The following is a 12,960-nucleotide window of genomic DNA, read 5'->3' as shown; positions in this document are numbered from 1 at the left end:
GGTCGGAGTGGGGCTCTTGGTCGGGGTGGCGGTGGGGGTGCCGACGACCAGGTTCACGGAAGGACCGCCGTTGGTGGGCGGCGTGCAGTTGTAGGTCTGGCCCTCGTTGACCTCGACCGCGAAGCCACCGCCCTTGAGAGCCACCGTCCCCGAGGCGGTGGGCGTGACGACCATGGTCATCGTCGGGATGGGCAAGGGGGCGGTCTCGCTGATCGTCGTCGCCGGCGCGACGGAAGCGCTGGCGACGACCTGGGACGACGGTATCGGCGATCCGCTCGGGCTAATGGTTCCCTGCGCCACAACACTGCTGTTGGGCGTGATCTCGGCCGTTGGCGACAGGTAGCCCGACGCCGGCTGTTTGATGTCCCATATCACCGTCACCGGTGCGCTGGGCCTGGCCGTCGTGGGCGTCTTCAGCTCCATGGTGAAGGTGATTGTCTCGTTGTTGCAGGTGTAGGCCACGGGAGCCGGTTGCGCCACCGCGGCCATCACAGGTATCGCTCCGAAGATCCCTGCGCCTAGAACGGCCATAGCGGATGTCTTGAGGGCGAGGCGGCGCCGCGCCTGGGACGTCAGCACTTCCAGCTCCATTTCAGCGCAGTTTCGACAGTCGTGCCAGAATTCCAGCCGTTGGTCACGGTTAGGTTGAGATCTTACGAACTGTCCCTGTCAACTTTCCCGTAAACCCGGAAAACAGCCGGTCAGCCCTTCTTCTTGGACAACGTCGCGTACACGATGATGTTGTCCGTGTAGTGGTGGGTCGTCTTGTTGTAGACGCCGCCGCACGTGATGAGCCGGATCTGGGAGTTGGTGGTGTTCCCGTACACCCGCTTGGTCGGGAACGCGTTCTTGCTGGCCTGCTCGATCCCGCTGACCGTGAAGCGGGTGACCTTGCCGTCCGAGCGGTACACGTAGATCTGGTCACCCTTGGCCAGTTCGCGTAGGCGGTCGAAGACGGCGGGGCCTCTGCGGGTGCTCACGTGGCCGTTGATGATCGAGGGGCCGACCTCGCCGGGGAGGGGTGAGTGGCGGTACCAGCCGGTCAGGCCCGCCTTGCTCAGCGGCGGGGTGCCGAGTTTGCCCTGCTTGTCCAGGGTGACGGACCGGATCGACGCGTTCACCTTGATTTTGGGAATCTTGATGCGGGTGGGTCGTACCTTGGCCGTGCTCTTCTTCTTGGCCTTCGGGATGGCGGGCACGACCGGTGCGGCGGCCAGCGGGGGCGGCGCCTCCAGGCGGGCCGGCGTCAGGGGCACGTCCTTGCCGCCCGGCCCCACCGTGGCCGGGAGCACGAACGCGCCCGCGTTCTCCATCGGCACCTTCGTCGGAACCATCGTCGGCGTCTCATGCGCGGCCGCCGGCGCCGCGAGCGGCCCCGAGCCGTCGTCCACGGGCGGCGCCAGCGACAGGAGCGTCACCATGACGATGCCGACACCGCCGAGCGAGCCCGCGATCAGCAGGCCGGGCAGCGCGCGCTGCATCGGCGTCCTCTGCTCGGTCGTCGGTTGCCCGGTCATCGGCCCGTTCCTCCCACGTGCGCGGCCCTGCGCCTGCGCAGCAGCAGACCGCCGCCGACACTTCCGACCATCAGTACGGCCCCACTGGTCATGAGCCCGAGCGGCGGCCCTCCAGGGGCCACCGGCGCCTCACCGCTGTCCACGCCGCCCTTGGGCGTCTTGGGAACCTGGGCCCGGACATATCGGGTCGCGGTCGGTTTGGAGCTCTTCGGGGTGGACGAACCCGAACTGGAACCCGTGGGCACCACGGCCACATGATCCCCGCCGAGGGAGTCGTCACCCGGAGACGTGCTGTCCTCGTCGGTCGGCTCCTCGCTCGGGTCGTCACCCGGGTCTTCGTCACCCGGGTCGTCCGTGGGCGGGTCCGAAGGGTCGTCCGTCGGTCCGGGCACGGTGACGTCGATGGCTCCCGGGTCACCCTGAAGGTCGCACGTGGCCTCGTCGTGCTCGGGCGGCTCGGCGATGTCGCTGACCGTCACCCGGAACGCGTCGACGTAGGCGCGCTTCTCCTCGTAGTTGATGATCTCCAGGATGTGCGGCCCGTATTCGAGCTCCGGCGACTCCCAGAGGACCTCCTTGGACGCGGTGCCCGTCATCTCCGTGCCGTTGCGGTCCTTGCCCGGCTCGACCAGCGGGTCGGTGACGGTCTCACCGTCGAGCTTCACCTGGATCTTGCCGAGGCCGCGCTCACGCCTGGCGATGTAGGCGACCTTCGTGCCGGTGAAGTTCAGCGTGGCCTTCGCGTTTTGCACTCCGGTTCGGTGCACGTCGTAGAGGTGGTCGTCGAACTCCTCCGCGGTCCTCCTCCGCCTCCAGTCACCCTCGTACGTGATGTCCGGTGCGTCGTTGTTGACCATCACCTCGCCCTCGGCGGGGGTGAATCTGACGGTCAGGGCGCCGGGCTTGAAGCGGACCGTTCCCGAACGCCCGATGGAACCCTGGTCGGACAACCCCTCCGGCAGGTCGAGGAACTCGCCCGGCACCAGCTCGCCCTGCTCCTGGGCGCCCCTCGGCCGTAGCTGGCCGACCCAGGCGCCGCTGATGTCCACGACGCCCTCGAGGTCGAGGGAGGAGCCCTCGGGGAAGAACCCGGGCGAGCCGAAGCGCTGCGTGCCCTTGTACGAGATGCCCCAGCGCACGTTCATCAGCCCGCCGGCCTCGATCTGCGGCGTGATCCTGGCCTCGATGTCGACCCCGGCGCCGGCGATCCCGTTGGTGCAACGGTAAGTGGCCACCAGCGAGGCTTCGGCCTGGCCGGGGATGGAGGAGGTCACGACGAACGCGGTGGAAGCGGCCGCGCCCACCGATGCGGCGATCAACGCCTTGCGCCATCGACTCACGGGAGACTCCGATCAGCCACAAATACGCCGACGGTAGATCTTAGAGTCGGAAACACCCGCTCTACATACCGAATCCAGCACATCCGTGCACTTGTGATGAACCCGTGTCCACGGCTCCCGCCGTACCGGTAAAAGGGGTATACCTCGCAGTAACAGAACCCTATTCCGGAGGCGACCGATGCAGCGAGACCTCTTCGACGAGGAGCACCTCCTATTCCGCGAGACCGTGCGCGCGTTCATGGCCCGCGAGGTCGTGCCGCACCATGCGCGGTGGGAGCAGGACGGCGTGGTCCCCCGCGAGGTCTGGAAGAAGGCCGGCGGACTCGGCATGTTCGGCTTCTCGGTGCCCGAGGAGTACGGCGGTTCCGGGATCCGCGACTTCCGCTACAACGCGGTGATCGTCGAGGAGCTCATGCGGAACAACGCCACCGGGCTCGGCTTCTCGCTGCACAACGACGTCGTGGCGCCGTACCTGGTGGATCTGACCGACGACGAGCAGCGGCGGCGGTGGCTGCCCGGGTTCGTGAGCGGCGAGCTGATCACCGCCATCGCGATGAGCGAACCGGGTGCGGGCAGCGACCTGCAGGGCATCAGGACCACGGCCATCCGCGAGGGCGACCACTACGTCCTCAACGGGCAGAAGACGTTCATCACGAACGGCATCAACGCCGACCTCGTGATCGTGGTGGCCAAGACCGACCCCGAGGCGGGGGCCAGGGGCACCACCCTGGTCGTCGTGGAGCGCGGCATGGAGGGGTTCGAGCGTGGACGCAACCTCGACAAGATCGGCATGAAGGCCCAGGACACGGCCGAGCTCTTCTTCGACAACGTACGCGTGCCCGTCGCCAACCGCCTCGGCCCGAACGACGGCGAGGGCTTCGTGCAGCTCATGGACAACCTGCCGCAGGAACGCCTGTCGATCGCCGTGGCGGCGGTGGCCGCGGCGGAGGGCGTACTGGAGCAGACCATCGAATACTGCAGGACCCGCCAGGCGTTCGGGCGGAGCATCGGGTCGTTCCAGAACACCCGGTTCGTCCTCGCGGAGCTGGCCACCGAGACGGAGATCGCCCGGCACTACGTCGACAAGTGCATCCGCGCGCTGAACGCCGGGGAACTCACCGCGGTCGACGCCGCCAAGGCCAAGTGGTGGACCACCGAGGTGCAGACCAAGGTCATCGACCGCTGTCTCCAGCTCCACGGCGGCTACGGCTACATGACGGAATATCCGGTCGCCAAGGCCTGGATGGACAGCCGGGTCCAGACCATCTACGGCGGCACCACCGAGATCATGAAGGAGATCATCGGCCGCTCCTTCGGGTTCTGACCGCGCGGTCGTGCTGCCATGCCCGGTCACCGACGGGTGGCGGGCCGCGGTGACGCCCACTCCGCGAAGGACGTGTTGCCGTAGGGGTCGAGCCGCAGGATGGGGACCTCCCGCTTGAGCGAGTTGCCGTCATGGCCGATCTCGATCCTGCCGCTTGCGCCGTCCACGGAGACCGTGCCGCTGCGCAGCATGGCCGCCACCTCCTCCGGGCCCAGCTCATCCAGGTCCTTCGCGTACTGGTCGATCGCCTTGGTCGCGAGGTACAAGGCGTCGTGGTGCATGATCGCGTGGCCGTCGTCCAGCGTTTCCGCGCCGAACAGCCGCGCGTAGCCCTTGGTGTCCTTCGCGCCGAACCTGGCCTTGATCGCGTCGAGCACGCTGCTGTCCGGGTCGGACACGTTCGCGCCGTGAGCCAGAGCAGTGCGGTACAGCCGGATCTTGCCGCCGCTGTCCGTCCACCTGGGGTCCTTGACGGGGTTGCTGATCTCGCTGGCGTCGTCGCCGGCGATGACCGTCATCCCCCGTTCCACGCAGCGTCTCGACCGGCTCAGGCCCTGGAGCAGCGTGGGAAGGTACCGTGAACGGGCCGCGTAGAAGACGGTGTTGGCGTCGGAGTCGCAGATCTTGTCCGCGATGTTGCCGATGACCGTCCCCGCCGACTTGACCGACGAGTCGAAGGTCAGCGGCCGGCTGCGATGCTTGGCGACGACGACGCTCGCGAGCGTGTTCTCGAAGGACTCGCTCAGCGACTTGCTGTAGCTGTCACGGGAGTTGGTGTCCGTCACGGTGACGGGCTTGAGCGCCGGTACGGCCCGTTCGGCGAAACGCACAGCGGCCTCGGCCTGGTCGCTGTTGAGGGGGGCCACCCGTACGAGCGCTTCGTGGCCTTGCAGCTCGTCGGAGGTGATGACGGCCGCCACCATCGCGATCTTGGCCTGGCTCAGCCGGCCGATCACCCGCTTGGTGGCGTCCACGCTGTTGCCCAACCCGGTGACGGCCGCGATGCGCTCGCTGTCCACCCGCCCTTCCAGCTCCTCCACGGTGTCCTCCCACTCGTCGGACGTGATGCTTCCGACGAGCAGCCGGATGTACGGGGCCGCCGACGGGTCGGCGTTGCGCCACAACTGCGCGAGGTGGGCCCCCTGGAGCGCGTGTCTGATGGAGTCGAGACCCAGGCCCGTCTCGGCGGCGTCGCCCGACATGGGCAGCAGGACGGCGATGGTCGCGTACGCGTCCGGATGGTCGGCCATCACCTTCGCGTTCTCCGCACGGATGCGTTCCATGATGTCCGCCAGGCTCCGGTCGAAGGTGTCGGCGGCGTCGGTGAGCTTGGGCGGTGAGCTGAGCACACCATGCATGCCGGCCGCCATGAGAGCCAGGGCCACGACCGCCACCATCCCGATCCGCCTCAGACGGCGACGCCGCGTGTACCGGGTGGAGGGCGGAAACCAGACGTCAGCGACTGTGATCGTCATAACGTTCGGCCTCCCGCCCGAAGAACGCCGCCCCGGTGCTGGTCTTCAACATGGGCAACTGGAGCCTGATGTTGCTTCTGCGCCTGCCGCGCGGATCGAGCAGTGGGTCGAGGTGGAACCACCTGTCCACCACCAGTGTCCTGATCACGGAGGCCCGGTCCGACAGGCCCGCGTCTGACCGCTTCGCGGCCAACGCGTCGTAGAGCGCGTCCAGGGGCCGGTTCAGCGGCAGGCGGTTGGGCGCCGTGGTCACCTGTTCGTACATGCGGACCCACTCCGCGAGACGGGTGTCCTCCTGGTCGCGTACGTCGAGCTCCGTCAGCTTCTCCGCCAGGAAGCTCACCACTTCGTCCAGATGCGAGTCGTCCTTCTCCGTCACCCGTGCGAGCCTGTGGTACATGGCGGACACCTCATCGGCCACCTCGGGCCTGCGGTAATAACGCTCCATCGCCTCGTGCACCTGGTCCCAGCGTTGCGGGTCCGCAGCGAGGCGGTGCAACAGCAGCCGCCTGAGCCAGGGATGAAGGACGACGACCTCCTTGCCGTGCCGGGACGCGGGGATCCCTCTGCGGTTCGTCTCGCCTCCGAGGCTGGTGAGCCACAGCCCCGCGGCCAGATCGTGGCGGAGATGCGAGGCCTGGTTCGTACCGTCCGGCAGGGCGTTCTCGGCATCGTCGACGCATCTGGCCGCGGACCACGTCATCAGTTTGTCGCGGTGAGGCGGCAGGTGCGGGAGGCGGTCGAGCGTGCGTGCCCGGTGCAGGATGCCGCGGAAGTCGTCGTCGTCCCTGGCCCCGCTCACCAGGACGGTCAGCTCACGGACCGCACCCGCGTAGCCGCCGGTCAGGGTGGCGATCGCGGGCCCGTAGGTCGTCTCGACCGGCTCGGCCTCCGGCATGAGCACGGGGTACCAGCGGCTCGGTTCCGCTGCACCGCGTCGTTCGAGCCAGTCGCGGTACGCCGCGGTTCCGAGTGCCGGCGGCCGGCGTTCGCCCCTCGTTCCCGGGCACGTCCATCCGGTGATGCCTTTGTGCCACGTCCTCGATGCGGCCACGACGACGAGAGGATCCGCACGCAGAGATTTTCTGGCGCGCCAGGTTCTCGCATCGACAACGGCCTGCAGAAAAGAGCTTTTGACCGGATGGTCGGCGTCGTCGAGCAGCAGGAGGCAGTTGCGGGGATGAATCCGGCCGGCCCACGCCTGGGCGAGATCTTCGAGGAAGGCTTCGACGAGTATTCTCCGCGCGATGGCCTTCTCATGTGCGTGGCCTCGATGGTAATGGCGCATGAGATCGAAGATGTTGCCGTCGACTCTTTCGTCCAGCCACGCCCTGGCATCGCGGTACAGGCGTTCGCCGGCGTTGACACGGCGACCGATCAGACCCGCACCGATGACCAGCATTTTCAGCCAGGGGCCGACGTTCGGCAACAGCCCCGCGAGTTCACCGAGCTGCGCCATATTGTCCGGCGCTTGATCCTTTCCGGGGTCGAGGGTGCGCTCCAGTTCGTCTGCCAGCTGGATGTCCGACAGGTTGGGATCCATGCCCAGGACGACCAGGGTGACGATGGTGTGGGGCATCTTGACCTTGTCGTCCGCTATCAGCCGGTGAGCGAACGTCTGAACCAGCTTCGAGAGATCCGCAGGAGGAGGCAGGTCCGACTGAAGGCGGATCACGGGTGATGGCGGCCTGTGAACGCCTTTCGCCATGCGATCAAGCATGACGCTTTTTCCCGTTTCCGGCAGCCCCAGAAGCAGGATAACCGGCATCCCGTCCTGCTCAGAAATGTCCGTCTTGCGCAAACACTCACTCAAGAGCGCATGCCAGCCACAAGCCATAATCTTCGCCATACACCCAAATAAGGAAAAGAAGCACCCTTATGGAGGAGCGCTTTGGCACGGCAATCTACTCGATGAAAGTGGCGAAGTCATGCCAGTGCAAAAAAACGGCAGGAATTGTGGTGGCTTCATCTGGACCGCTGGCGGCGTCGTCTCGTGAACGCCGCACACCGACCGATCGCGGCCCATCTCGGCCACGACCGCGCGGGAAGCCCGTGCACGCCGCATACTGGACGCATGGACGGCGGCCTGATCCTCCTGGTGTTCCTGGCACTGCTGGTCGCGTGGGGCCTCAACCGCGTGCGCCGGGCAGTGCGCCTGGGCCCGGTCGGCTACACCGGGGTAATGATCGTCTTCATCATCGCCATGCTGCTCGTCTGGGGCCAGACAAAGGTCTAGGCGCGTGGCGAGAGCCCGCTCGATCAGATGGGGAGCGGGTCAAGCCCGGCTTCTGCCCGCCGCTGATTCACACGGGCGGGATCCTGGCAGGGCCACGGAATGGGAACCCGTCCTTGACGTCGGCGATCTGGCTGCCGCAGATCTGCTCGTGTCCCTCGTTCACCAGGACCCTGTCGCGGAGCATGGCCAGCATGCCGGGATCGGCCTCCCCCGTCGCCACCACCTCCGCCATCAGGCGCAACGCGCGCCGCTGCACGTTTAGCTGCCGATCGGCATGCTGAGCGATCAGCCACGCCCGGCGCGCCCCTTCCTCGCCGACCAGCGTGACCGTCGGCCAGCCGTACTGGTCCATGATCTCGCTGAGGCGATCGGCGTTCCGGGTGGTCACGCGGCGGTACGCCGCCGGGTCGGCGCCGCCTAGTCCGCGAGGATGACGCGGGCCACGAGAGCGGGGTCGTCGCTCATCGGTACGTGGCCGCAGCCCTTCAGCAGCTTGACCCGCTGCCCCGACCAGCGGGCCGCGCGCACCGCCTGGCGGCGCAGCAGGAGCCGGTCGTGTTCGCCCCACGCGATCGAGATGGGCGACTTCGGCGGCGCGGGCGGCATCAGCCCGGCGAACGACTCCAGCGTCTCGTCGAAACCGCTCGCCCGGCCGAGCGACTGCGTGGCCGCGATCAGCGCCGTCGGCGACAACCGCGACGGATGGGCGACCAGCACCCCGGCCGACACGGTCCGCAGCATCGGGTTCTCAGCCGCCCTGACGACCCGCCCCTGCGGCATCGCCCTGGCCGAGGCCCGGAGGGCCCGCAGCACCGACTGGCAGTAGATCAGCTCCGAACGCGACCAGAAGCCCGCCGGCGACAACGCGGTGGCCGACCGTACGACGCCGCGCGAGGCCAGCTCCAGCGCGATGTAGCCGCCGAGCGAGTTGCCCGCCACGTGCGGTTCGCGTACGCCGAGCAGGGCGCAGAACGACTCGACGGCGTCGGCCAGCGACTCGGCGGTGTAGGGGGTGCCTTCGGGCAGCCCCGGCGACGCACCGAAGCCCGGCAGGTCGAGCGCGATCACCGTGCGTGCGGCGGCCAGCCGGTCGAGCACCGGCGACCACGCCTGCCAGTGGTGGCCGATGCCGTGGATGAGGATCAGCGGCGCGCCGGCGCCCCGTCGTTCGAAGGCCAGCTCCATCCGCCCAGTGAACCACTCACCTGCTGCGCGTGGGAATCTCGAACCAGACGGCTTTGCCTTCCCTGGTAGGTCGCGATCCCCAGCGTCTGGCCAGCTGATCGACCAGGTAGAGGCCGCGCCCGCCCTCGTCGTTCTCGCCCGCGCTGCGGATGCGGGGCAGCCGCAGGTCCTGGTCGAACACCTCGACCCAGACCGACTCCTCGCCCCTGCGCAGCCGCAGCGTGAACTCCTTGTCGCCGACCACCTCGTCGTCGAGGCCCGGCACGTCCCACGACTCCTCGAAGGGCAGCGGCGGGCCCTCCACGACCAGCTCCCTGCGCGGCACGCTGGAGGTGGCGGCGTGCAGCACGACGTTGGTCACCACCTCGGAGACGAGCAGACAGGCCAGCTCGGCGCGCTCCTCCGGCACATTCCAGCCCGCGAACGCCTCCGACGCCATGCGCCGCGCCTCGCCCACCATGATCGGCTGGGCGGGGAACGTGCGCTCCTCGACGTCGAGATCGACGTCGCTGGAGCGGACCACGAGGATCGCCATGTCGTCGTCGATCTCGCCGGGCACCGCGACCGTGGCGACGTCGGCGATGCGCTCGGCCTCGGCGCCGGACATCTTGGTCAGCGCCTCGCAGAGCACCCCGAGCGTCTCTTCCTCGCTCGGCGGGAGCCCGTCGCGGCCGGGACGGCGGTCGACCAGGCCGTCGGTGTAGAGCAGCAGCGCCGCGCCCGGCGGGAGGGTGCGGGTCTCCTCCTTGTAGACCAGGTCGGCGTGCAGACCCTTGGCGCGCACCCCGAGCGGCTGGCCGACCTCCTCGATGTCGAGCTCGACGCACTGCCCGTCGACGAGCAGCAGCGGCGGCGCGTGGCCGGCGTTGGCGAAGGACAGCTGGCGCGACCAGGCGTCGTAGACGAGGTATTGGCAGGTCACGATGGGCGGGATGCTGATGTCGGCGCCGCTGTCGTCCTGCTCGGGCGTGGCGATGATGCGGGTCCACTCGTCGAGCCTGGCCAGGATGTCGGCGGGCGACTTGTCGTCCTGGGCGAACGCCCTCAGCGCGGCCCTGAGCTGCCCCATGACGGCCGCCGCCTTGGCGCCCCTGCCCTCGACGTCGCCGATGACGATGCCGACGCGGCCGGCCGACAGCGGGATCACGTCGTACCAGTCGCCGCCCACCTGGGTCTGGATGCCCTGCCCGTGGGAGGCGAGCGGGGCGGCGGGGTAGTAGCGCACCGCGATCTGCAGGCCGTCGAGCTGCGGAAGCGCCCTCGGCAGCAGGTGTTTCTGGAACGACTCCGCGGTGTGGCGCTCCTCCTCGAACAGCAGCGCGTTGTCGATGGCGAGGGCGACCCGGGTGGCGATGGCGCCCACGAAGTCACGGTCGAAGGCGTCGTAGTGAGGGCTGCGCCGGTCGGTGAGGTTGGACAGGCCGAGGTACATCAGCCCCAGCGTCTCGCCCCGCACCAGCAGGGGGGCGACGATGGCCGAGGTCATCCCGATCTCGCCGCACAACCGCGCGCTGCTCTCGGTGGGGGCGGGAAAACTGCTGTCGGAGAAGTCCTCGACCAGGATGGTCTCCTGGCGGCGCAGCGCGGTGTCGGCGTAGTGGCCGGAGGGGTAGCGGATCTCCGCGCCCACCGGCTTCCATGTGCCCGACGGGGGCGACCACCCCTGTACGTGCTGCGAGACCCTGCGGACGAGCCGGTCGCCCTCCGTCAACTCGATGAAGCAGTGGTCGGCGAACTGCGGGACCAGCATCTCGGCCACGCGCTTGAGCGTCTCCTCGACGTAGAGGGAGCCCGCCAGCCGCTCACCGATGCGTTCGAGCAGCCCGAACCGGTCCTTCTCGCGCTCGTTGCTGCGCAACGCCTCGCGGGCCAGGATCACGATGCCCGTGACCGAGCCCGACTCGTGGCGCAGCGGCACCGCCTGGGCGCGGACGTAGACGATCGTGCCGTCGGCGCGCCGGACGTCGAACGTGCCCTCCCACACGCCGCCCCTGAGCACGTGCTTGGCCAGCTCGATGGCGAGCGGGTGGTCCTTCTCCATGATCCCGAGGGACAGGACGGACGTGTCACGCGCCGACGTCGTGACCGTGTGGCCGAACAGCTTCTCGGCGAACGGATTCCAGTAGAGCAGGTTGCTGAAACGGTCGGTGACCACCACCGCCATCTCAGCGTGGTCGAGCACGGACCCGGCGCCAAGGTGATCAGCCGTTTCCTGTGACAGATCCCCCCATCGCTTCATCCGGCGACCACTCCTCGAGGTGGCGTGTCTGCAAAGCGGACCACGGGCGCTCCTGCAACAGTCTTGGCCAGGGGAGAGTGGAGGGCCTCCCAGAAGGGATTCAACCAAGCAGCCGCGCGCGCGTCAGCGCTTGGAGACAAAAACGTGCGCGGCGACATCACGCGGAAGCTCCGCGGGAGTGTCGTCACTGTCACCGTCACCTGTCACCCGCACACCATCGTCGCTCGCCGCGAGCGTCACCTCGCGTCCGGGTTGTATCCCAACTTGCTTGAGTTTAAGCATCACAGCGGGATCGCTTTGCACTTGTTCGCTAATTCGGCGGATGACGACCGGCGTCTCCCTGGCCCCAGCGACGTCGCACATCGTGGTCAGCGCGTTGTCGCCGGCCTCGGCCGCCTCCGTGGCGCCCAGCTCGGCCAGCCCCGGGATGGGGTTGCCGTGCGGGCAGACCGTGGGGTTGCCGAGCAGCGTCACCAGGCGCGACTCCACCGACTCGGACATGACGTGCTCCCAGCGGCACGCCTCGATGTGCACCTCTTCCCACGGGAGCCCGATCACCTGGGTGAGCAGGCACTCGGCGAGGCGGTGCTTGCGCATCACCCGGGTGGCCAGCGTGCGCCCCAGCTCGGTCATGGCGAGATGCCGGTCGCCCTCGACGCGAACGAGCCCGTCACGCTCCATGCGGGCGACGGTCTGGCTCACGGTGGGGCCGCTCTGCTGGAGGCGCTCCGCGATGCGGGCGCGGAGCGGGACGATGCCCTCCTCCTCGAGCTCGTAAATCGTGCGGAGATACATCTCCGTGGTGTCGATCAGGCCGTGTGCGGTCAAGGCAGTCCTCCCAACTGAATGGTACGCCGGTCGTGGCGGGGACTGAGCCCGTCCGCAGCGGGCACAGGAGTCACGTCAAGCCTATTGGGAGAACGACCGACGATGGTTATGGACGGCAACAACGGAGCGGCCAGGTTCCTTCCCGGCCGGATGCGGCTCGACGACCTGCGCGGGGCGGCGGCCCACTGCGAGGGCTGCGGCCTGTATCGGAACGCCACACAGACGGTGTTCGGCGAGGGGCCGGGGCGGGCGGCGTTCATGCTGGTCGGCGAGCAGCCCGGCGACCAGGAGGACCGGCAGGGGCACCCGTTCGTCGGCCCGGCCGGCCGCGTGCTCGACCGGGGGCTGCGCGAGGCCGGCATCGCGAGGGAGTCCGTGTACCTCACCAACGCCGTCAAGCACTTCTCCTTCACGCCGAGGGGAAAACGGCGGATCCACCAGAAGCCGACGGCCGCCGAGATCGACGCGTGCCGTCCGTGGCTCGACGCCGAACTGGCCGTCGTACGGCCCAAGGTGGTCGTGGTGCTCGGCGCGACGGCGGCGAGGGCGCTGCTCGGGCGGGAGTTCCGGGTGACCCGGCAGCGCGGCGAACCGGTCCCGCTCGGGGACGCGCTCGCGGTGGCCACCGTGCATCCGTCGGCGGTGCTGCGCGCACCCGACAGGGACGGCGCGTACGAGGGGTTCCTGGCGGATCTGCGGACCGCGGCCGAGGCGGCCTGACCGGTCAGGCCGCAGGACCCAGGCCAGGCCGGTCAGGCCGCAGGACCGGGGCCGGGCCGGTCAGCCCGCAGGACCGGGGCCGGGCCGGTCAGCCCG

Annotated in this window: 11 protein-coding genes and 1 pseudogene; 3 read left to right on the top strand and 9 right to left on the bottom strand. The window is 68.7% G+C overall.

The window, feature by feature from the left end; genetic code table 11:
• The 3 genes and pseudogenes from E1295_RS23620 to E1295_RS23610 all read right to left on the bottom strand — a co-directional run.
• A pseudogene (locus tag E1295_RS23620) lies at positions 1 to 591 on the bottom strand (hypothetical protein); the annotation flags it as partial.
• A gap of 110 nt (positions 592 to 701) precedes the next feature.
• On the bottom strand, positions 702 to 1,517 hold the full coding sequence (locus E1295_RS23615; RefSeq protein WP_132632710.1) for a class F sortase: 816 nt from the start codon (positions 1,515 to 1,517) through the stop codon (positions 702 to 704).
• Positions 1,514 to 2,857, bottom strand: coding sequence for a hypothetical protein (locus E1295_RS23610; protein ID WP_132632708.1), 1,344 nt, complete (start codon positions 2,855 to 2,857; stop codon positions 1,514 to 1,516). Before E1295_RS23610 ends, E1295_RS23615 begins: the two co-directional genes overlap by 4 nt.
• Before the next feature lie 178 nt (positions 2,858 to 3,035).
• Between E1295_RS23610 and E1295_RS23605 the strand changes: the two genes are divergently transcribed.
• Positions 3,036 to 4,181 carry an acyl-CoA dehydrogenase family protein gene (locus E1295_RS23605; protein WP_132632706.1) on the top strand — a complete coding sequence of 382 codons (1,146 nt, stop codon included), beginning with the start codon at positions 3,036 to 3,038 and terminating at the stop codon, positions 4,179 to 4,181.
• 26 nt (positions 4,182 to 4,207) lie between these two features.
• Here E1295_RS23605 and E1295_RS23600 read toward each other — a convergent pair whose 3' ends face one another.
• Entirely contained in the window at positions 4,208 to 5,566 is a 1,359-nt protein-coding gene (locus E1295_RS23600; RefSeq protein ID WP_132632704.1) for an ABC transporter substrate-binding protein, read from the bottom strand.
• A gap of 70 nt (positions 5,567 to 5,636) precedes the next feature.
• Complete coding sequence (locus tag E1295_RS23595; protein WP_132632702.1) at positions 5,637 to 7,457, bottom strand: hypothetical protein; 1,821 nt, start codon at positions 7,455 to 7,457, stop codon at positions 5,637 to 5,639.
• A gap of 273 nt (positions 7,458 to 7,730) precedes the next feature.
• Between E1295_RS23595 and E1295_RS48915 the strand changes: the two genes are divergently transcribed.
• Complete coding sequence (locus tag E1295_RS48915) at positions 7,731 to 7,892, top strand: hypothetical protein (RefSeq protein WP_166427373.1); 162 nt, start codon at positions 7,731 to 7,733, stop codon at positions 7,890 to 7,892.
• A 67-nt stretch (positions 7,893 to 7,959) separates the two neighbouring features.
• Here E1295_RS48915 and E1295_RS23590 read toward each other — a convergent pair whose 3' ends face one another.
• From E1295_RS23590 to E1295_RS23575, 4 genes are all read right to left on the bottom strand, one after another.
• Positions 7,960 to 8,280 (bottom strand): DUF6624 domain-containing protein, encoded by a 321-nt coding sequence (locus E1295_RS23590; RefSeq protein ID WP_181958035.1) that lies wholly within the window; start codon positions 8,278 to 8,280, stop codon positions 7,960 to 7,962.
• 29 nt (positions 8,281 to 8,309) lie between these two features.
• Positions 8,310 to 9,077, bottom strand: a complete 768-nt coding sequence (locus E1295_RS23585) for an alpha/beta fold hydrolase (RefSeq protein ID WP_132632700.1) — start codon at positions 9,075 to 9,077, stop codon at positions 8,310 to 8,312.
• 16 nt (positions 9,078 to 9,093) lie between these two features.
• Complete coding sequence (locus E1295_RS23580; protein ID WP_132632698.1) at positions 9,094 to 11,316, bottom strand: ATP-binding SpoIIE family protein phosphatase; 2,223 nt, start codon at positions 11,314 to 11,316, stop codon at positions 9,094 to 9,096.
• 123 nt (positions 11,317 to 11,439) lie between these two features.
• Positions 11,440 to 12,144, bottom strand: a complete 705-nt coding sequence (locus E1295_RS23575; protein WP_132632696.1) for an iron-dependent transcriptional repressor DtxR — start codon at positions 12,142 to 12,144, stop codon at positions 11,440 to 11,442.
• A 108-nt stretch (positions 12,145 to 12,252) separates the two neighbouring features.
• Between E1295_RS23575 and E1295_RS23570 the strand changes: the two genes are divergently transcribed.
• Complete coding sequence (locus E1295_RS23570) at positions 12,253 to 12,864, top strand: UdgX family uracil-DNA binding protein (protein WP_132632694.1); 612 nt, start codon at positions 12,253 to 12,255, stop codon at positions 12,862 to 12,864.
• Positions 12,865 to 12,960 lie beyond the last annotated feature (96 nt).

Origin of the sequence: Nonomuraea mesophila (assembly GCF_004352805.1) — a bacterium.
Classification (GTDB): Bacteria; Actinomycetota; Actinomycetes; order Streptosporangiales; family Streptosporangiaceae; genus Nonomuraea; species Nonomuraea longispora.
Note: the sequence above shows the minus strand (reverse complement) of the source record. Positions and strands in the feature narration are given on the sequence as shown.

What these genes read in the sequence shown, in the direction of transcription:
- E1295_RS23615 (WP_132632710.1), bottom strand. Translation starts at nt 1,517, where the DNA reads ATGACCGGGCAACCGACGACCGAGCAGAGGACGCCGATGCAGCGCGCG.
- E1295_RS23605 (WP_132632706.1), top strand. Translation starts at nt 3,036, where the DNA reads ATGCAGCGAGACCTCTTCGACGAGGAGCACCTCCTATTCCGCGAGACC.
- E1295_RS48915 (WP_166427373.1), top strand. Translation starts at nt 7,731, where the DNA reads ATGGACGGCGGCCTGATCCTCCTGGTGTTCCTGGCACTGCTGGTCGCG.
- E1295_RS23585 (WP_132632700.1), bottom strand. Translation starts at nt 9,077, where the DNA reads ATGGAGCTGGCCTTCGAACGACGGGGCGCCGGCGCGCCGCTGATCCTC.
- E1295_RS23580 (WP_132632698.1), bottom strand. Translation starts at nt 11,316, where the DNA reads ATGAAGCGATGGGGGGATCTGTCACAGGAAACGGCTGATCACCTTGGC.
- E1295_RS23570 (WP_132632694.1), top strand. Translation starts at nt 12,253, where the DNA reads ATGGACGGCAACAACGGAGCGGCCAGGTTCCTTCCCGGCCGGATGCGG.